Raw genomic sequence first — 18,319 nt, forward strand, 5'->3', positions numbered from 1 at the left:
TTGTCATCGAGCCTGCAAATACAGACCTGTCCGAAACGGAGCAGATTGCTGCGCGCATGATTGACGCGCCACCGGATGTGGTGCGCGCCTTGATGATGGTGCTGAAAGTTAAATGGTCGGGGAGAGAGGATTCGAACCTCCGGCCCCTGCCTCCCGAAGACAGTGCTCTACCAGGCTGAGCTACTCCCCGACCCAGACTTCATGGTGCCTTGCGGCGCCTGGGAGGCAGGGGCGTGCCTATAGCCACGGTGTCGGCACCATGCAAGCGGCCTTTTGACCTTTTGTTGCGGGCCCGCTGTGGCAGGCCTTCTGTCGCCATGCTAGGCAGCAGCACATGGACCCGGCATTGCAGAGTCGCGCGCCACAGGCGGCCGCACACGATCACTTCGAAGCGCAGTATCTCGATCTGATGCGTCGGATCTGGACCCATGGGCACGAACGCTCGGACCGCACCGGCGTGGGCACACGCTCGCTGTTCGGGGCGAACATGCGCTTCGATCTGGGTGGCAACGCGATTCCCTTGCTCACCACCAAGCGAGTCTACTGGAAGGCCGCAGCGCGAGAGATGCTGTGGTTCCTCACCGGCGATACCAACATCCGCGCGCTGGTGGCGCAGGGCGTGCATATCTGGACCGATTGGCCGCTCGAAAGCTATCGCCGTGCCACCGGCGATGCCATCGACCGGGATGCGTTCGAGGCGCGAATCGTCGCGGATGCCGATTTCGCGGCGCGCTGGGGTGATCTGGGCCCGGTCTACGGCAAGCAATGGGTCGACTGGCCCGTTTACGAGCCGGTGGGCGAGGGCCTTTTTCGCCAGCGGGACAAGGGGATCAACCAGATTGCCGAACTGGTCGACAGCCTGCGGAACAATCCCGGCTCGCGGCGGCATATCTTCGAGGGCTGGAACGTCGCCGAACTGGACCGGATGGCGCTGCCGCCGTGTCACAAGACCTATCAGTTCTTCGTCGCCGACCGAAAGCTGACCGGGCTGCTCTATCAGCGCTCGTGCGACCTCGCGCTGGGCGTACCGTTCAACATCTTTTCGGCCGCGCTGATCATCCGGATGCTGGCGCAGCAATGCGATCTGGAGCCGGGCGAGCTGATCTGGAATGGCGGGGACGTACACCTTTATTTGAACCACGCCGAGCTTGTCGAAACGCAGCTGGCCCGCACGCCCTCGGGTTCGCCCAAGCTGCATATCCTGCGCCGCCCGGACAGCATTTTCGATTATGCGATCGAGGATTTCGAGGTGCGCGATTATGCCCCGCAAGCCCACATTTCCGCCCCCGTCGCGGTGTGAAGGGCAGCACTATTGACCTATCACGAATCTTGAAATAATATGTCTCGACAGTGCAATTAGTCGAAAGGCCATGAAGAGCCTCACCCGGCGGTTTTGCACGCCTGACCGAGAGGATTTTTGATGGCCGATGGTCCTGCACGATCGAACCTGCAGCCGCTTGCGCTGCACGTTCCAGAGCCGCGCTCGCGGCCCGGCGATCCGGTTGATTTCAGTGATGTCATCGTCCCTGCCGCCGGCAGCCTGGCGCGTCCGGATGAAGCGGTGTCACCGCATGACATGCGCGAACTCGCTTTCGGCCTGGTTCGCGTTCTAGACGACGATCATCAGGCCGTCGGCCCGTGGGATCCGCGCCTTTCCGACGAAACGCTGCTCAAGATCCTGCGCACCATGGCGCTCACCCGCGCGTTCGACGAGCGGTTGTACCGCGCGCAACGTCAGGGCAAGACCAGCTTCTACATGAAGTGCACCGGCGAGGAGGCGACCTCGGTCGCCGCTGCCGCCGCGATGCAGGGCGACGACATGGTCTTCCCCAGCTATCGCCAGCAGGGCATCCTGATGTGGCGCGGCTATCCGCTGACCGAGATGGTCAACCAGATCTATTCGAACCGCGGCGACAAGCTGAAGGGTCGTCAGCTGCCGATCATGTACTCGGTGCCGGAGCTCGGCTTTTTCACCATCTCGGGCAATCTCGCGACGCAATACCCGCAGGCCGTGGGCTGGGCGATGGCGAGCGCGATCAAGGGCGATACCCGCATTGCCAGCTGCTGGTGCGGCGAAGGCTCGACAGCCGAAGGCGACTTCCACAGCGCCATGACCTTTGCCTCGGTCTACAACGCGCCGACGATCCTCAACGTCGTCAACAACCAGTGGGCGATCTCGAGCTTCTCGGGCTTTGCCGGGGCCGAGCGCACCACCTTTGCGGCGCGTGCGATCGGCTATGGCATTGCCGGGATTCGCGTCGACGGCAATGATGCGCTCGCGGTCTACGCCGCGACGCAATGGGCGGCCGAGCGCGCGCGCGCCAACAAGGGGCCGACGCTGATCGAGCATTTCACCTATCGCGCTGAAGGGCACAGCACCTCCGACGATCCTTCCGCTTATCGCAGCGCGCAGGAAAGCAGCGAATGGCCGCTGGGTGATCCGATCCATCGCCTCAAGAGCCATGTCATCGCGCGCGGCATCTGGGACGAGGAGCGGCACGCCGCAATGGACCTGGAACTGGCGGAAATGGTGAAGGCCGCAACCAAGGAGGCCGAAAAGAACGGCGTCCTCGGCCACGGCATGCACCAGCCGTTCGAGACGATGTTCGAGGACGTGTTCGAGGAACTGCCCTGGCATCTGCAGGAGCAGATGGCGCAGGCGCTGGAAGAAAGGGCCGCGAAATGGCCGAAGTGATTGCGCAACCCGCCGCGGACGACGCAGCGGACGACACCGCCACCAAGACGATGAACATGATCGAGGCGATCAACAGCGCCATGGACGTCATGATGGAGCGCGACCCCGATGTCGTCGTGATGGGCGAGGATGTCGGCTATTTCGGCGGCGTCTTCCGCTGCACGGCTGGCTTGCAGAAGAAATACGGCAAGACGCGCGTGTTCGATACGCCGATCAGCGAATGCGGCATCGTCGGTGTCGCGGTGGGCATGGGGGCCTATGGGCTGCGTCCGGTGCCCGAAATCCAGTTTGCCGACTATATCTATCCGGGAATCGATCAGCTGATTTCGGAGGCAGCGCGGCTGCGCTACCGCTCGGCGGGCGAATTCATCGCACCGATCACCGTGCGCTCGCCTTTTGGCGGCGGCATCTTCGGCGGCCAGACGCACAGCCAGAGCCCTGAAAGCCTGTTCACGCATGTCGCAGGACTCAAGACGGTGATCCCCTCGACACCGTATGACGCCAAGGGCCTGCTGATCTCGGCGATCGAGGACAATGACCCGGTCATCTTCTTCGAGCCCAAGCGCATCTATAATGGCCCGTTCAGCGGCTATTACGACCGTCCCGTCGAGCCCTGGTCGAAGCATGCGGCATCCAATGTGCCGACCGGCCATTATCGCATCCCGCTGGGCAAGGCGAATATCGTCCGTGCCGGAGAGGCGCTCACCATCCTGGCCTATGGCACCATGGTGCATGTCGCGCAGGCAGTGGTCGAAGCCAACGGTATCGATGCCGAGGTGATCGACCTGCGTACCTTGCTGCCGCTCGACATCGAGACGATCGAGGCGTCGGTCAAGAAGACCGGGCGCTGCCTGATCGTCCATGAAGCGACCCGCACCAGCGGCTTTGGCGCGGAGCTGTCGGCCCTGGTGCAGGAGCGCTGCTTCTATCATCTCGAAGCCCCGGTCGAGCGCGTCACCGGCTTCGACACGCCCTATCCGCACAGCCTGGAATGGGCGTATTTCCCTGGCCCGATCCGCATCGGACGCGCCATTGCCAAGATCATGAAGGACTGACCCGCCATGGCAACTTTTACCTTCAATCTGCCCGATATCGGCGAGGGCATTGCCGAAGCGGAAATCGTGGCCTGGCACGTCAAGGTCGGTGACCGGATCGAGGAAGATGGCCGTATTGCCGACATGATGACCGACAAGGCAACGGTCGAGATGGAATCGCCGGTGTCGGGCGTGATCCGCAAGATCGCCGGCGCTGAAGGCGATGTGATCGCGATCGGATCGATGCTGGTCGAGATCGAAACCGAAGGCGAAGGCGAAGGCAGCGGTGCCAGCGATGCGCCTGCAACCGCCGCCGCTCCCGAGCCCGAAGTGATTGAGGCGGAAACGCCCAAGGCACCCCCCGTGGAAGTCGCCGTGCCAGCAGCTGCGCCTGCGCCTGCTCAGGTAGCGCCCAAGGCTGCTCCCGCTCCAGCGGTGGTCGAGGCTGATGCTGCCAAAGTGCTCGCATCGCCCGTGGTGCGCCAGCGCGCGCGCGATCTGGGCATCGACCTTGCCAAGGTGCGTCCGGCCGAAGGCGCGCGCATCCGGCATGCCGATCTCGACGCCTATCTGAATTACGGCGGTACGCGCGCAGGACCTGGCCGTGCGGCGGACGAGGACATCCGAGTCATCGGCATGCGCAAGCGCATCGCGCAGAACATGGCCGAATCCAAGCGCCACATCCCGCACTTCACCTATGTCGAGGAAATCGACGTGACGAAGATGGAGGATATGCGCACCGAGATGAACGCGGGGCGCGGTGACCGGCCCAAGCTGACCGCACTGCCGATCCTGATCGCAGCGATCTGCAAGACCTTGCGCGACTATCCGATGCTCAATGCGCGCTATGATGACGAGGCCAATGTCGTCACCCGCTTCGGTGCCGTGCACCTGGGCATCGCAACGCAGACCGATGCGGGCCTGATGGTGCCGGTGCTGCGCGGAGCGGAGTCCTTGAGCGTCTGGGACATGGCGAGCGAAATCGCCCGGCTGGCCGATGCGGCGCGCAGCGGCAAGGCGAAGAGCGAGGAGCTTTCCGGCTCGACGCTGACACTGACCTCGCTGGGTCCGCTCGGCGGCATTGCGACCACGCCGGTCATCAATCGGCCCGAGGTTGCGATCATCGGCCCCAACAAGATCGTCGAGCGCCCGATGGTGGTCGATGGCGCGATTGTCATCCGCAAGATGATGAACCTGTCGATCTCGTGCGATCACCGCGTCGTCGACGGCTATGATGCGGCCAGCTTTGTCCAGGCACTCAAGCGCCGGATCGAAATGCCGATCTATATCTTTGCGGATTGAGTATCTCCTCTCCCGTAGGCGGGAGGGGGAGAGGGGCATAGCGCCTTTGGGGCTACCTGACGATCGCCCGGAAGGTGACCCGGCGCGTCTCGCCTTGCATCAGCCGGTCGCCGACCCGCCAGCGCAGATGCGTGACGTCCTCGGGATTGGCGGGACGCCAGCTGTTGGTGCCCATCGGCACCCTCAGTGAGGCGAGCGGACCCCAGCTCCGGCCGCCATCGATCGAGACCAGTTCGCTGCCATCGACCGTCTCGTCGAGTCGGACGGTGCGGGGCAGGGGGTTGGTCACGGTGAAGCCCTGCACCGGGCGCTTGCCGGTGTTGCGATATTCCACGACATAGATCAGGCGTTCGCCCGAGCTGACCTGGCGGGCAGGCTCCAGCCGCACCCGGCGCGCGCCCGACCCTTGCGGATCGATGCGCTCGACAAAAATGGAAGATTTGGTCCGGACGTCGTCCGATGCCATCGCCGCGACGGATGTCAGCGTGGCGGATAGCGCGATAGCGGTGCGCAGCAGCATTTCTTACCCCGATTTGCCCCCGCCGGCTTTGTCCGGCTGCCTGATCGGTACGCAGCAGGCCCGAACATATGGTTAACGCGCATCACCAAAACGGGATTCGCGCCCGCGAATCGATGCCGCTGGATTGTGGGCGGCAAAGCGTGCAGATATAGCCTAAGCAGCCCGAATTTGCGGGCCAAGGGCCTGATTTCTGCATGTCTTTACCCCCTTCAGATCGCACGGTTACCGATGAATTGAGGCGCGATCGCCTGCTCGCAGCGCTGGCGTTGATCGCGGGCGTGGCGCTGTTCCTGGCCTTTCCCTTCGCGATGCGCGCGGGGGCAGAGTTCTTTCTGCCGCTGGCGGTCGCCATCGTGCTGTCGATTGCCCTGGTGCCGGCGCTCGAGTGGATGGAGCGGCGCGGGCTGCCATCGATGGCGGCGGCCTTTCTGTGCCTCGTCCTGTTCCTGACCATCGCCAATGGCGCGCTGGCGGTGATCGTGGTCCCGGCGACCGACTGGTTCCTGCTGCTGCCCGACCGAATCCCCAAGATCATGGAGAATCTGGCGCCGCTCATCGATCTGTATTCCGATCTGCAGCGATTCGTTGACGACACCACCCGGCTGGTGTCCGGATCGATGGTCAAGGCGCAGGCCGCCGCGACCAGTTCGCCCGAATCTTTGGTCGACCTGTTTGCGACCGCTGCGCCCGGCGTGGCGCTACAGATGGCCTTTGTCATCCTGCTGATCTTCTTCTTCCTCGCCGGATGGACCAAGCTGCGCGAAAACGCGATCAGCAGCCGGGGCAGCTTCACAGGGGCCATGGCGACCGCCAGGGTCATCCAGAACGTCGTTTCGGCGACATCGGCCTATCTGACCACCATCACGGTCATCAACCTGCTGCTGGGCATCTCCGTGGGCGTGGTGGTGTGGATGCTGGGCATGGAATCGCCTGCCATGTGGGGCGGGATCGTCGCACTGCTTAATTTCATTCCCTATCTGGGGCCGGTCATGGCGGCCGTGCTGCTGGCGCTGGGCGGGTTGATGAGCTTTGGCGACCTGTGGACCGCGCTGATTCCCGCCAGCGTGCAGGTGGTATTCCACCTCGTCGAGGCCAACCTGATCACGCCGGCGGTGCTGGGGCGCAGGCTGACCATGAACCCGCTGCTGATTCTCGTGTCGCTCAGCTACTGGGCCTGGGTCTGGGGGACCACCGGCGCGCTGCTGGCAGTGCCGCTGCTGATCATCATCCAGACCGTCGTTGCGGCCGCTGGAAAGCCGGATATCGCGGGTTTCCTGTTCGAATCGGGAACGCTCACGCGCCAGCCGCGCGATGGCGAAACCCCGCCTACAGAGCCACTTTCACCGCTCGGCAGGAAAAATTGAAACAGCTGTTGACAGCCACGCAGGTCAATTCTATCAGCCGCGCTCCAACACGATGCGGGTGTAGCTCAGTTGGTTAGAGCGCCGGCCTGTCACGCCGGAGGTCGCGGGTTCGAGCCCCGTCACTCGCGCCATTTGGCCCGGATTTAACTCCGGTAAAATGGTCACCTGCACGTGTTGGAAACTTCCCGATAAATTGCCGCTCAGGCGCCCTGACCGGTCAGCGCGACCGGTGCCGTGAAGCTGGCTCAGGCGCGCCAGCGCCCGGTCTCCATCCAGATCATCAGTGGGCGCATCGGCGCGATCCAGACAATGCCCGCGACGCAGTAGATCACCGATTGCACCGCGATGTGCCAGTTGCCGATCACCTTCGAGAAGCTCGCGACGATAACCGCCCAGATCGTGATGATCGCCAATATGGCAAAAATGCCCACGGGCTTGCGCATGGTCGGCTTCATGGAAAGGTTCTTTCGTTGATCGGCAGCAAGACCTGCTGCTCGGTAATGACCGCGTCGAGCGGCATGTCATGGTCGTCGATCGGCACGGCGTCGGCCTGCTGGACCGTCCAGCCCAGCCCGATGCGCCGGGTGGCGGGATGCGCCGCGCACCAGCTATCGTAATGGCCTCCGCCCTGGCCCAGTCGGTTGAGGCCGGAATCGAAAGCGACCAGCGGCATGAACAGCGCGTCAGGAATGATCTCGGGCATCGCGGCATGGGGTTGCGGCCCCCAGGGTCCCTTGACCAGAGTCTCGGCCGATCCGGTCCACAGCCGAAAGGTCATCGGCCCGGCATGCTCACGGGTCCAGGGCAGGGCGATCATCTTGCCGATGTCCAGCATGTGCATCGCATAGCGTTCGGTCGGAACCTCGCCCGGTACGGAGAGATACAGGCCGACGACCTCGGCCGGTTCGATGAGCGGGAGAATGGCGCGCGGCGGACGTCCAAAGATCAGTGCGCGGTGTGTCGCCGGAAGGGCTTGCCAGTGCGTCAGGCGCGCAGCCCGCATCGCACGGCGCAGTTCACGCTTCTGGCTGGTCACGGCGTTCAAGGGGTGCCCGTTCTCGTCTGGATGCTGATGGCCGCCTGAGCGCATCAGGCTGAAGGGTGGAACCGCCTTGGCCGTTTGCTGGAATATCCTCTGACGCCAGTAACGTCAGGTGGGCGCCGTGTACCGTTGGCCGGAGCCAGGGCAGGGACAGCTCCCTTGGAAGATGTATCGCCTCAGGGATGTTCTCTGCAGCTCGTACCAGGCAGTCCCGATACCAATCTAGGGCCGTTGCCCCTGCTTCTCAAGCCCTGCAGCCAGATTCTCGATCCGCTGGGCCAGACGTTCGATCGCGCGGGCGGCCAGTTCGGTGTCATTGTCATGCGACAGCAGATCGCCCTGGCCCTTGGGAGGATCTGCGGCGGCTGCCTGTGTGGTGAGCTGCTCTGCCGCGCGATCCTGCGCCTCTGCAAGTTCATCGGCCAGCAGGAGCCCGGCAAACAGCAAGGCGCGTGTCTCGGTCAATCCGCCCGAGGAACCGGCCTTGCGCGCTGCGGAATCGAGCATCGAGCCCAGCCGTGCAAGATGCTGCTCTTCGCCGGGCTGGCAGGTGACGCTGTAGATGCGGCCTGCAATGGAAAGACGCATGTCGGGCATCGCGGTCAGCCCGCCCTGGCCAGCAGGGAGTCGATCCCCGCGAGCGCCTCTGCTGCGGCTATCTTGAGCTGTTCGTGGCGGGCCTGAAGGTCGCCATCATTACCGGCCTGCGCCGCCGGAGGTGCAGCGGGGAGGCTCGCTTGTGCTGTTTCCAGCCGCGTCAAAGCTCGCTCCATTTGTCCGATAGCAAGAATAAGTCGTTCATTTGCCATGGAATGAACTTATCAGCAATTGCGACAAAAGCAATGATCTGGCACGCGCACCGTTCCGCAGAACTTGACGCGGTGCACCATGGACACCAAAGGGTGACGCGCAAGCCGACTCGACCGGCACAGATTGCGGTTGTCCAATCACTTTCCGCGCTGGCGTCACGGCTCTGATCAGGGATCAGTTGGGAGTTTCAAAGGGCGATGTCCGTTCAGTTTCAAGATCTCGCCACGGCCGTCCGCGCGCTGTCGATGGATGCAGTGCAGGCGGCCAATAGCGGCCATCCCGGGATGCCGATGGGCATGGCCGATGTCGCCACGGTGCTGTTTGGCGAATATCTGAAGTTCGATGCCTCCGCGCCGCATTGGGCGGATCGCGATCGCTTCGTACTGTCGGCAGGCCATGGATCGATGCTGATCTATTCGCTGCTGCACCTGACCGGCTATGCGCGTCCGACCATCGAGGACATCCGCAATTTCCGCCAGCTGCACAGCCCGTGCGCCGGGCACCCCGAGAATTTCGAGCTGCCGGGAATCGAGTGCACCACCGGTCCGCTGGGCCAGGGCCTCGCGATGGCGGTGGGCATGGCGATGGCCGAACGCCATCTCAATGCCGAATTCGGCGACGATCTGGTCAATCACCGCACCTGGGTGATCGCCGGCGACGGTTGTCTGATGGAAGGCATCAACCACGAGGCGGTTGGCCTGGCCGGACATCTCAAGCTGGGTCATCTCAATGTACTGTGGGACGACAACCGCATCACCATCGATGGTGCGACCGACCTTTCGACCAGCGAGGATGTCCGCGCGCGTCATGCCGCTGCGGGATGGCATGTCGTCGATTGCGATGGCCATGATCCCGAATCGATCCGCGCTGCGCTCGACGCCGCGATGGCCGATCCGCGTCCTTCATTGATCGCCTGCGCCACCATCATCGGCAAGGGTGCCCCCAACAAGCAGGGCACATCCGCGACGCATGGCTCGCCGCTGGGCGCCGCCGAAGTCGATGCCGCCCGCGCGACGTTGGGCTGGCAGCATTCGCCCTTCACCATTCCCGACGATATTCGCGAGGCCTGGGCCGTGTTCGGCCGTCGTGGTGCCGCCGAGCACGCTGCATGGGCAGAGCGACTGAGCGCATCGGGCAAGGCAGCGGAATTCAACCGCCGCATGGCCGGCGAACTGCCTGCAGGCTTCGGCCTGTCACAGCATATCGCCAGCCTGCTCGCCGAGCCGCAGAAGGTCGCCACCCGCAAGGCATCCGAACTGGCGCTGGAAGCGATCAATCCGCGCCTGCCTGAAACCGTGGGCGGCTCTGCCGACCTGACGGGATCGAACAACACCAAGACCGCAGGGCTCGGCGTGTTCAACGCCACCAACTATGGCGGTCGCTACGTCAATTATGGCATCCGCGAATTCGGCATGGCTGCCGCGATGAACGGCATGGCGCTGCACGGCGGCGTTATCCCTTATGGCGGAACCTTCCTGGTGTTCGCAGATTACTGCCGCGCCGCGATTCGCCTGTCCGCGCTCCAGCGCCAGCGGGTGATCTATGTGATGACGCATGACAGCATTGGCCTGGGCGAAGATGGCCCGACCCATCAGCCGGTCGAGCATGTCATGAGCCTGCGGATGATGCCCAATCTGCTGACCTTCCGTCCGGGCGACGCGGTCGAAACCGCAGAATGCTGGGAGCTGGCGCTGCAGGCCTCGTCGACGCCGTCGGTGCTCGCGCTGACTCGTCAGAATCTGCCGCAGTTCCGCCGGTCTGAGGCCGACGGCAACCAGTGCGCCCGCGGCGCCTATCGCATCAAGACCGCCGGCAACAAGCGCCAGGTGGTGCTGATCGGCACCGGTTCGGAAGTGTCGCTGGCCTTGACCGTGGCCGACGCTCTGGAGGCCGCCGGAATCGGTGCCGACGTCGTGTCGATGCCGTGCTGGTCGCTGTTCGATGCGCAGCCCGAAAGCTATCGCGCCGATCTGCTGCCCGCCGATGTCCTCAAGGTTTCGATGGAAGCCGGCGTGACGTTCGGTTGGGAACGCTATGTCGGCAGCACCGGCCTGGCCTTCGGTATCGACAGCTTTGGCGCATCGGCACCGGCCGACGCCCTGTTCGACCATTTCGGCCTGACCGCCGACAAGATCACGCCCGCCGTGCGCACCGCGCTGGGGCAGGGCTGACCCTCATCCGATAAGATTGAAAGCAGGAGAATTCCCATGGCAGTCAAGGTTGCAATCAATGGTTTTGGCCGCATCGGCCGTCTGGTCGCGCGTGCGATCCTGGAACGCACCGACCATGACCTGGAGCTGGTCGCGATCAACGACCTGGGCGATGCCAAGGCCAATGCGCTGCTGTTCAAGCGCGACAGCGTCCACGGCGCGTTCCCCGGCACCGTCGTCGCCGAAGGCGACTCGATGGTTGTCAACGGCAAGGCGATCAAGGTGACCGCTGAGCGCGACCCCGCCAAGCTGCCGCACGCGGCCATGGGCGTCGATATCGCGCTGGAGTGCACCGGCTTCTTCGCCGACAAGGACAAGGCCAGCGCGCATCTGACCGCAGGTGCCAAGCGGGTGCTGATTTCGGCGCCGGCCACAGGCGCGGACAAGACGATCGTGTTCGGCGTCAACCATGACGTGCTGACCGCCGACGATCTGGTCGTGTCGAACGCCAGCTGCACCACCAACTGCCTCGCGCCGATGGCCAAGGTGCTGAATGATCTCGTCGGCATCGAACGCGGCCTGATGACCACGGTGCACAGCTACACCAACGACCAGAAGATCCTCGACCAGATCCACGGCGACATGCGCCGCGCGCGCGCCGCCGCGATGTCGATGATCCCGACCACCACCGGTGCTGCCCGCGCGGTCGGCCTGGTGCTGCCCGAACTGAAGGGCAAGCTTGACGGTTCGGCGATCCGCGTTCCGACCCCCAATGTCAGCCTGGTGGACCTCACCTTCACTCCGGGCCGCGACACCACGGTCGAAGAGATCAACGCTGCGCTCAAGGCCGCGTCGGAAGGCGCGCTGAAGGGCGTTCTCGCTTATACCGACGAGCCGCTGGTTTCGATCGACTTCAACCACGATCCGGCCAGCTCGACCATCGACAGCCTGGAAACCGCGGTGATCGACGGCAAGCTGGTCCGCGTGATCAGCTGGTACGACAACGAATGGGGCTTCTCCAATCGCATGGTCGATACCGCAGGCGTGATGGCCGGCCTGCTCTGATCAACGACAAGACAACAGGAGAGGCTGCCCGCATGTTCAAGACCCTCGATGATCTGATCGCTGATCGTCATGGCGTGGCAGGCAAGCCTGTCCTGGTGCGCGAAGACCTGAACGTTCCGATCCACGAAGGCCGGGTATCCGACGATACCCGGCTGCGGGCCGCGATGCCCACGCTGGCGGAATTGGCTGATCATGGTGCCAAGGTTCTGGTGCTCGCGCATTTCGGCCGCCCCAAGGGCAAGGTCGTTCCCGAATTCACGCTGCGTCCGATCGCCGAGGCCCTGGGCGAGGTGATGGGCCGACATGTCGGCTTCCTGGCATCGCCTGACCGGCACGCCATCGATGTGCTCGAACCCGGCAGCATCACCGTGCTGGAAAACAGCCGTTTCTTCCCGGGCGAGGAAAAGAACGATCCGGTGCTCGCCAAGCAGATGGCGGCGCTGGGCGATTTTTACGTCAACGACGCCTTTTCGGCCGCGCACCGCGCGCATGTGACCACCGAAGGCCTCGCGCATCTGCTGCCGGCCTTTGCCGGTCGCGCCATGGAGGCCGAGCTCAAGGCGCTGGAAGCGGCGCTGGGCAACCCCGAGCATCCGGTGGCGGCGGTCGTCGGCGGCGCAAAGGTTTCGACCAAGCTCGACGTGCTGACTCACCTGGTCGGCAAGGTCGATCATCTGATCATCGGCGGCGGCATGGCCAATACTTTCCTCGCGGCGCGTGGCGTGGATGTCGGCAAGTCGCTGTGCGAACATGATCTCGCCGATACCGCCAACGCCATTCTGGAAGCGGCCGACAAGGCAAATTGCACCGTGCACCTGCCGTATGACGTCGTGGTGGCCAAGGAATTCGGCGCCAATGTGCCGTGCCGTACCGCCAATGTGCACGAGGTTGCCGCAGACGAGATGATCCTGGATGTCGGTGCATCCGCGGTCGAGGCCCTGTCCGATGTGCTCAAGACCTGCCGTACCCTCGTGTGGAACGGTCCGCTTGGCGCATTTGAATATCCGCCGTTCGACACCGCCACCGTTGCGCTGGCGCGGACCGCTGCAGCGCTGACCCGCGAAGGGACGCTGGTCTCGGTCGCGGGCGGCGGCGATACCGTGGCGGCGCTCAACCATGCCGGTGTTGCCGGTGATTTCTCTTTCGTTTCAACCGCGGGCGGTGCTTTCCTCGAATGGATGGAAGGCAAGGAGCTGCCCGGCGTAAAGGCGCTCCACGTCTGAGCCGCGCCACGATCCGATATAACCATAAGCCTGCAAACTTCAGGGAAGAACGACCATGACCGACACCGCAACATTCGACCAGATGCTCGCCAAGATCGAAACCGGGCAGGGCTTTATCGCCGCGCTCGACCAGAGCGGCGGCTCAACGCCCAAGGCGCTCAAGGGCTATGGTATCGAAGATGGCGCCTGGGCCGATGACGAGGAAATGTTCGCACTGATCCACGGCATGCGCAGCCGCATCGTGACCTCGCCCTGCTTCAATGGCGACAAGGTGATTGGCGCGATCCTGTTCGAGCGCACCATGGACGGCGAAGCCGGTGGCAAGAGTGTGCCCGCGCTGCTGTGGGAACGCGGCGTTGTCCCCTTCCTGAAGGTCGACAAGGGCCTGGAAGACGAGGCCGACGGCGTGCAGCTGATGAAGCCGATCGGCGGCCTGGGCGAATTGCTGGGTCGCGCCAAGGCGCTTGGCGTGTTCGGCACCAAGATGCGTTCGGTGATCAACTCGGCTTCGGAAACCGGCATTGCCGCCATCGTGAAGCAGCAGTTCGAGGTGGCCGGCGAAATCCTCGATCATGGGCTGATCCCGATCATCGAGCCCGAAGTGAACATCAAGAGCGAGACCCGCGGGCAGTGCGACGAAATCCTGCTCGCTGAACTGAAGAAAGCGCTCGATGCGCTGCCCGAAGGCCGCCGCGTGATGCTCAAGCTGTCGCTGCCTGCCAAGGCCGGTCTGTTTGCCGATCTCGTCGCGCACCCTGCGTGCATCCGCGTCGTGGCGCTTTCGGGCGGTTTCAGCCGTGCCGAAGCCTGCGTCGAGCTCGCCAAGAACAGCGGGATCATCGCCAGCTTCTCGCGCGCGTTGCTCAACGATCTCAAGCACCAGATGAGCGACGAGGAATTCGACGCCTCGCTGGGCGGCGCGATCGACGAAATCCATAGCGCTTCGGTCGCCTGATCCGATGCTTGGCTGCCAGCTCTACCTGATCTCCCCGCTCGAAGTGGGCGGGGATTTCCCTGATCGGCTGCGTGCCGCGCTGGAGGCGGGGCCGGTGGCGGCGTTCCAGTTTCGCGTCAAGGATGTCGACCAGCATGAGGCGGCCAGGCTTGCCGCGCCGCTGCTCGACATCTGCCGCGAGCATGACTGTGCGTTCATCGTCAACGACAGCATAGCGCTGGCCAAGCGCCTGGGCGCAGACGGCGTGCATCTGGGGCAGGGTGATGGCGATCCGCGCGAGGCACGCGAAGAGCTTGGCAAGGATGCGCAGATCGGCGTGACCTGCCACAACAGCCGCCATCTCGCGTTGGAAGCGGGCGAAATGGGCGCGGATTATGTGGCGTTTGGCGCGTTCTTCCCCAGCAGCACCAAGGACGCGAAATTCAAGGCCGATCCGGAGATTCTGGAATGGTGGTCATCGATGATGGAACCGCCCTGCGTCGCCATCGGCGGTATCACGGTCGAGAATGCAGCTTCGATCATTGCGACGGGGACCGATTTCATCGCGGTTTCGGGCGGTGTGTGGAACCACCCGGAGGGCCCCGCGTCAGCCGTGCGACAGTTCCTTGCGCTCATGGCTGACGGCCAGGGCGCAGACGCGGGCTGAGCTTTCCAGCCGGGCAAGATAGCTGACGAAATCGGCTTCAAAGGCTTCGACATCGGGTATGGCATCGCCGCGGCCCGCATGGGCGGAGGCGATCTCGTTACGGGCGCGGCCGAAAATTCCGGCGGCGGGCGTCTTGATGCTGAACAATGGCATGGCGGTCTGATCCAATCCCCGGCTGCCTCATAGCAGTTTTTGGGGTGTTTTTAACCTACAATCTTCAGACTCTGGCATATAGGAAGAAAGCGTCACGCAGCGCGGACGTCGACCAGCGATCGAAATCGGTCGATCGATGCCATCTGTGCCATGCCCGCGATCGGACTGCCGGGTCCAAAGCTCTTGCCATGCCCGCGCCTTGCGCCTAGAGGGCCTCACCATTCCCTGAAATCCATTGGAAACGAGCCTCGCATGAAGATCAGCGGTGTCGATATTCGCCCCGGCAACATTCTGGAACATGAAGGTGGCATCTGGAAGGTTGCCAAGATCCAGCACACCCAGCCCGGCAAGGGCGGCGCGTTCATGCAGGTCGAGATGAAAAATCTCGAAGATGGCCGCAAGACCAACATCCGCTATCGCAGCGCCGATACGGTGGAGAAGGTCCGTCTGGACACCAAGGACTTCCAGTTCCTGTTCGCCGATGGCGACGACTATGTGTTCATGGACCAGGAAACCTACGACCAGATCACCATTGCCGCCAAGCTGCTGGGTGACGAGGCTGCCTTCCTGCAGGACGGCATGCAGGTGACGCTCGAAATGTACGACGAGCGCCCGATTTCGGTGCAGCTGCCGGACCAGATCGAAGCGACGATCGTCGAGGCCGATGCCGTGGTGAAGGGCCAGACCGCCTCGTCGAGCTACAAGCCTGCGATCCTCGACAATGGCGTGCGCGTCATGGTTCCGCCGCACATCAGCAGCGGCACGCGGATCGTCGTCGATGTTTACGCCAAGGAATATGTCCGCAAGGCGGATTGATCGGACCCTATCGTTATGCCCGCCATCTCAGCCATCATCCGTGTCATGGAAAGCGCCGCGCGCAAGGCCGGAGGCCGTCTGCGCCGCGACTTTGGCGAGGTGGAGCATCTCCAGGTCTCCAAGAAGGGCCCGGCGGACTTCGTCTCCAAGGCCGATCAGCGTGCCGAGCGCATCCTGTATGACGAGCTTTCCAAGGCGCGTCCCGGCTGGGGTTTCCTGCTCGAAGAAGGCGGCGACATTCCCGCCGAACCCGGCAAGCCGCGCTTTGTCATCGATCCGCTGGACGGCACCAGCAACTTTCTGCACGGCATTCCGCACTTCGCGATCTCGATTGCGGTGCAGGAGCCTTCGCTCGATGGCAAGGGCTGGGGCGATATCAGCGCCGCGCTGATCTATCAGCCGGTGACCGATGAAAGCTACTGGGCCGAAAAGTCGCGCGGTGCGTGGCTGCACGACCGCCGCTTGCGCGTTTCGGGCCGCCGCAACCTGTCGGAAGCGCTGATCGCCACCGGCATTCCTTTTCTGGGTCATGGCGACATGGCGGAATGGACTCGCATCTTCGGCGCGATCGCGCCCGAAGTTGCGGGCATCCGCCGCTTTGGTGCAGCTTCGCTCGATATGGCATGGCTCGCTGCCGGCAAGTTCGACGGCTTCTGGGAAAGCGGCCTCAAGCCGTGGGATGTGGCCGCCGGCATTCTGCTGGTGCGCGAAGCCGGCGGGTTCGTCACCGATTATCGGGGTGGCAGCCAGCCGATCGAGCGCCAGCAGGTCATCGCCGGCAACGATGCGCTGCACTCGCGTCTGCACAAGCTGCTGGTCGGCGCGCTGCGCTGACCCCCTGTGCTGCGTATTGGCGCGGCATTGTCCGGGCTCACTCGGTCACATAGCGCCGATACTGCTGCATCTGGTCGAGCCAGACGCTGAGGTTCTCGTTGAACACCGCCTGCGGTACGCCGCCCTTGTCAGTATCGACATCCATCACCAGCACCGGATCGTTCTCGTTGTCGCGATAGGCCCGCACGAAGCGCTTGGTCGCGTTCCATTCGTTCAGCTTGTCGAGGCTGAAGCCCTTGCGATCGTTGAATCCGAAATAGAACTGCACCGTGGCGCAATTGGTCTTGTCGTCGTCGCAGTTCATCAGCGCGACCAGAAACGGCATGTCGTCAAAGGCGCTGCGGATATACGGATTGCCATCGCCCTGCTTGAGCTCGCTTGGCAGGCCGCGCGCCTGCAGGACGGCTGCGATGGTATCGGGCCGCGCGGCGGAGACGTTCTGGGCGTGAGCGGGAAGGGCGGTGAGGCCTGCCACAAGCGCTGCGATGCCGATGATGTGCGACTTGATTGCTGACATAATCCCTCTGTCCCTCCTGGCCCTGGTGTGATCTTCGCGTTGCTGCTGCGCTAACCCGATGGCCTGCGTCAAATTGTGCCCAAAAGCACAGATTTGCGCAACTTTTTGTGTCTTTGAGAATGCGTTGCATTGCCGCAAAAAAGGGGGCGTTGCGGCTTGCGATAGCGTGTGGGCTGGCCTAAAGACCGCTCCAAGCAACACGCACAAGCGGGATACGCACATGGCCGAATATCTGCCGATTTTGCTGTTCCTTGCGGTCGCACTGCTCCTGTCGGTGGCATTTGTCTTCCTGCCGATCGGGGTGTCGCGGCTCACCGGAGCACACAAACCCACCGTCGCCAAGCTGAGCGAATATGAATGCGGCTTTCCCGCGTTCGAGGATTCGCGCAGCCAGTTCGACGTGCGGTTCTACCTCGTGGCCATTTTGTTCATCATCTTCGATCTGGAAGCCGCGTTCCTGTTCCCCTGGGCAGTATCGCTGGAGCAGATCGGCTGGGCGGGCTGGGCAACAATGATGGTGTTCCTGTTCGAACTGATCATCGGCCTGGTCTACGCATGGAAAGTGGGAGCGCTCGATTGGGAGTAGAATCTAACCCCGCCGCAGGCCTTGCAACGTCGCCTGCCGGAGCCCTCGTGCCCGGCACGGGAACGCTGCCGGATGTCGGCTTTCTCAACGACATCAACGCGGAAGTCGCCGACAAGGGCTTTCTGGTCACCTCGACCGAAGAGCTGTTCCAATGGGCGCGCACCGGTTCGTTGTGGTGGATGACCTTTGGCCTGGCCTGCTGTGCGGTCGAGATGATCCACGTCAGCATGCCACGCTATGACATGGAGCGCTTCGGCGTTGCGCCGCGCGCTTCGCCGCGCCAGTCGGACGTGATGATCGTCGCAGGCACGCTGTGCAATAAGATGGCCCCGGCGCTTCGCCGCGTCTATGACCAGATGTCCGAACCGAAATATGTGATTTCGATGGGCAGCTGCGCCAATGGCGGTGGCTATTATCATTACAGCTATTCGGTGGTGCGCGGTTGCGACCGCATCGTTCCGGTGGACATCTATGTCCCCGGATGCCCGCCGACCGCCGAGGCTCTGCTCTACGGCGTGATGCAGTTGCAGCGCAAGATCCGCCGGGTCGGCACGATCGAGCGCTAAACGAAGTGAAGTGAAGGCTTGGCTGTGGAGGCTGGCCGGTT

21 protein-coding genes, 2 tRNA genes and 1 other RNA gene are annotated in these 18,319 nt (G+C 63.4%); 15 read left to right on the top strand and 9 right to left on the bottom strand.

Annotated elements, in window-relative coordinates:
* Positions 1-113: 113 nt before the first annotated feature.
* Positions 114-190 (bottom strand) — tRNA-Pro (locus LI72_RS03590).
* A gap of 144 nt (positions 191-334) precedes the next feature.
* Between LI72_RS03590 and LI72_RS03595 the strand changes: the two genes are divergently transcribed.
* The 4 genes from LI72_RS03595 (at position 335) to LI72_RS03610 (ending at position 5,031) form a co-directional block, all read left to right on the top strand.
* The gene (locus LI72_RS03595) at positions 335-1,300 is read left to right on the top strand and encodes a thymidylate synthase (RefSeq protein ID WP_033924514.1); all 966 of its coding nucleotides are present in this window, start codon (positions 335-337) and stop codon (positions 1,298-1,300) included.
* Between the two features lie 120 nt (positions 1,301-1,420).
* Entirely contained in the window at positions 1,421-2,695 is a 1,275-nt protein-coding gene (locus LI72_RS03600) for a 3-methyl-2-oxobutanoate dehydrogenase (2-methylpropanoyl-transferring) subunit alpha (protein ID WP_033924515.1), read from the top strand.
* A gap of 50 nt (positions 2,696-2,745) precedes the next feature.
* Positions 2,746-3,750: an alpha-ketoacid dehydrogenase subunit beta gene (locus LI72_RS03605; RefSeq protein WP_033925252.1), complete on the top strand. Its 1,005-nt coding sequence runs from the start codon at positions 2,746-2,748 to the stop codon at positions 3,748-3,750.
* A gap of 6 nt (positions 3,751-3,756) precedes the next feature.
* A complete protein-coding gene (locus tag LI72_RS03610; protein WP_033924516.1) occupies positions 3,757-5,031 on the top strand; it encodes a dihydrolipoamide acetyltransferase family protein in 1,275 nt (424 codons plus the stop codon).
* A gap of 52 nt (positions 5,032-5,083) precedes the next feature.
* Here LI72_RS03610 and LI72_RS03615 read toward each other — a convergent pair whose 3' ends face one another.
* Positions 5,084-5,551: a DUF11 domain-containing protein gene (locus LI72_RS03615; protein WP_052129482.1), complete on the bottom strand. Its 468-nt coding sequence runs from the start codon at positions 5,549-5,551 to the stop codon at positions 5,084-5,086.
* 194 nt (positions 5,552-5,745) lie between these two features.
* Here LI72_RS03615 and LI72_RS03620 point away from each other — a divergent pair, with 194 nt between their 5' ends.
* Complete coding sequence (locus LI72_RS03620) at positions 5,746-6,915, top strand: AI-2E family transporter (protein ID WP_033924517.1); 1,170 nt, start codon at positions 5,746-5,748, stop codon at positions 6,913-6,915.
* A 54-nt stretch (positions 6,916-6,969) separates the two neighbouring features.
* A tRNA-Asp gene (locus LI72_RS03625) sits at positions 6,970-7,046 on the top strand.
* 114 nt (positions 7,047-7,160) lie between these two features.
* Here LI72_RS03625 and LI72_RS03630 read toward each other — a convergent pair.
* From LI72_RS03630 to LI72_RS03645, 5 genes are all read right to left on the bottom strand, one after another.
* Positions 7,161-7,370 (bottom strand): DUF2842 domain-containing protein, encoded by a 210-nt coding sequence (locus LI72_RS03630; protein ID WP_033924518.1) that lies wholly within the window; start codon positions 7,368-7,370, stop codon positions 7,161-7,163.
* On the bottom strand, positions 7,367-7,951 hold the full coding sequence (locus LI72_RS03635; protein WP_052129483.1) for a 5-formyltetrahydrofolate cyclo-ligase: 585 nt from the start codon (positions 7,949-7,951) through the stop codon (positions 7,367-7,369). The genes LI72_RS03630 and LI72_RS03635 overlap by 4 nt, the downstream gene beginning before the upstream one ends.
* Positions 7,952-8,015: 64 nt before the next feature.
* A non-coding RNA gene (gene ssrS / locus LI72_RS19490) (6S RNA) lies at positions 8,016-8,172 on the bottom strand.
* 7 nt (positions 8,173-8,179) lie between these two features.
* Positions 8,180-8,545, bottom strand: a complete 366-nt coding sequence (gene zapA / locus LI72_RS03640; RefSeq protein WP_231562352.1) for a cell division protein ZapA — start codon at positions 8,543-8,545, stop codon at positions 8,180-8,182.
* A 14-nt stretch (positions 8,546-8,559) separates the two neighbouring features.
* Positions 8,560-8,766, bottom strand: a complete 207-nt coding sequence (locus LI72_RS03645; RefSeq protein ID WP_033924521.1) for a hypothetical protein — start codon at positions 8,764-8,766, stop codon at positions 8,560-8,562.
* Positions 8,767-8,964: 198 nt separating this feature from the next.
* Between LI72_RS03645 and tkt the strand changes: the two genes are divergently transcribed.
* The 5 genes from tkt to thiE are packed head-to-tail and all read left to right on the top strand — an operon-like array spanning position 8,965 to position 14,806.
* Entirely contained in the window at positions 8,965-10,938 is a 1,974-nt protein-coding gene (tkt, locus tag LI72_RS03650) for a transketolase (protein ID WP_033924522.1), read from the top strand.
* Positions 10,939-10,974: 36 nt separating this feature from the next.
* Positions 10,975-11,982: a type I glyceraldehyde-3-phosphate dehydrogenase gene (gene gap, locus LI72_RS03655; RefSeq protein WP_033924523.1), complete on the top strand. Its 1,008-nt coding sequence runs from the start codon at positions 10,975-10,977 to the stop codon at positions 11,980-11,982.
* 32 nt (positions 11,983-12,014) lie between these two features.
* On the top strand, positions 12,015-13,205 hold the full coding sequence (locus tag LI72_RS03660; RefSeq protein WP_033924524.1) for a phosphoglycerate kinase: 1,191 nt from the start codon (positions 12,015-12,017) through the stop codon (positions 13,203-13,205).
* 55 nt (positions 13,206-13,260) lie between these two features.
* Entirely contained in the window at positions 13,261-14,160 is a 900-nt protein-coding gene (locus LI72_RS03665) for a fructose bisphosphate aldolase (RefSeq protein ID WP_033924525.1), read from the top strand.
* Positions 14,161-14,164: 4 nt separating this feature from the next.
* Positions 14,165-14,806, top strand: a complete 642-nt coding sequence (gene thiE, locus LI72_RS03670) for a thiamine phosphate synthase (RefSeq protein WP_033924526.1) — start codon at positions 14,165-14,167, stop codon at positions 14,804-14,806.
* Here the strand turns inward: thiE and LI72_RS03675 are convergent.
* On the bottom strand, positions 14,747-14,959 hold the full coding sequence (locus tag LI72_RS03675) for a hypothetical protein (RefSeq protein WP_033924527.1): 213 nt from the start codon (positions 14,957-14,959) through the stop codon (positions 14,747-14,749). The genes thiE and LI72_RS03675 overlap by 60 nt on opposite strands.
* 252 nt (positions 14,960-15,211) lie before the next feature.
* Here LI72_RS03675 and efp point away from each other — a divergent pair, with 252 nt between their 5' ends.
* Together efp and LI72_RS03685 are read left to right on the top strand one after the other, a co-directional pair.
* The gene (gene efp / locus LI72_RS03680) at positions 15,212-15,775 is read left to right on the top strand and encodes an elongation factor P (RefSeq protein ID WP_033924528.1); all 564 of its coding nucleotides are present in this window, start codon (positions 15,212-15,214) and stop codon (positions 15,773-15,775) included.
* A 15-nt stretch (positions 15,776-15,790) separates the two neighbouring features.
* The gene (locus tag LI72_RS03685) at positions 15,791-16,609 is read left to right on the top strand and encodes an inositol monophosphatase family protein (RefSeq protein WP_033924529.1); all 819 of its coding nucleotides are present in this window, start codon (positions 15,791-15,793) and stop codon (positions 16,607-16,609) included.
* Between the two features lie 37 nt (positions 16,610-16,646).
* Here the strand turns inward: LI72_RS03685 and LI72_RS03690 are convergent, their stop codons facing one another.
* A complete protein-coding gene (locus LI72_RS03690) occupies positions 16,647-17,126 on the bottom strand; it encodes a YbjN domain-containing protein (RefSeq protein ID WP_033924530.1) in 480 nt (159 codons plus the stop codon).
* A gap of 220 nt (positions 17,127-17,346) precedes the next feature.
* Between LI72_RS03690 and ndhC the strand changes: the two genes are divergently transcribed.
* Positions 17,347-17,712 carry an NADH-quinone oxidoreductase subunit A gene (gene ndhC / locus LI72_RS03695; RefSeq protein ID WP_033924531.1) on the top strand — a complete coding sequence of 122 codons (366 nt, stop codon included), beginning with the start codon at positions 17,347-17,349 and terminating at the stop codon, positions 17,710-17,712.
* The gene (locus tag LI72_RS03700) at positions 17,703-18,278 is read left to right on the top strand and encodes a NuoB/complex I 20 kDa subunit family protein (protein WP_081984607.1); all 576 of its coding nucleotides are present in this window, start codon (positions 17,703-17,705) and stop codon (positions 18,276-18,278) included. The genes ndhC and LI72_RS03700 overlap by 10 nt, the downstream gene beginning before the upstream one ends.
* Positions 18,279-18,319 lie beyond the last annotated feature (41 nt).

It is taken from the genome of Sphingomonas sp. 35-24ZXX (assembly GCF_000786215.1).
Classification (GTDB): domain Bacteria; phylum Pseudomonadota; class Alphaproteobacteria; order Sphingomonadales; family Sphingomonadaceae; genus Blastomonas.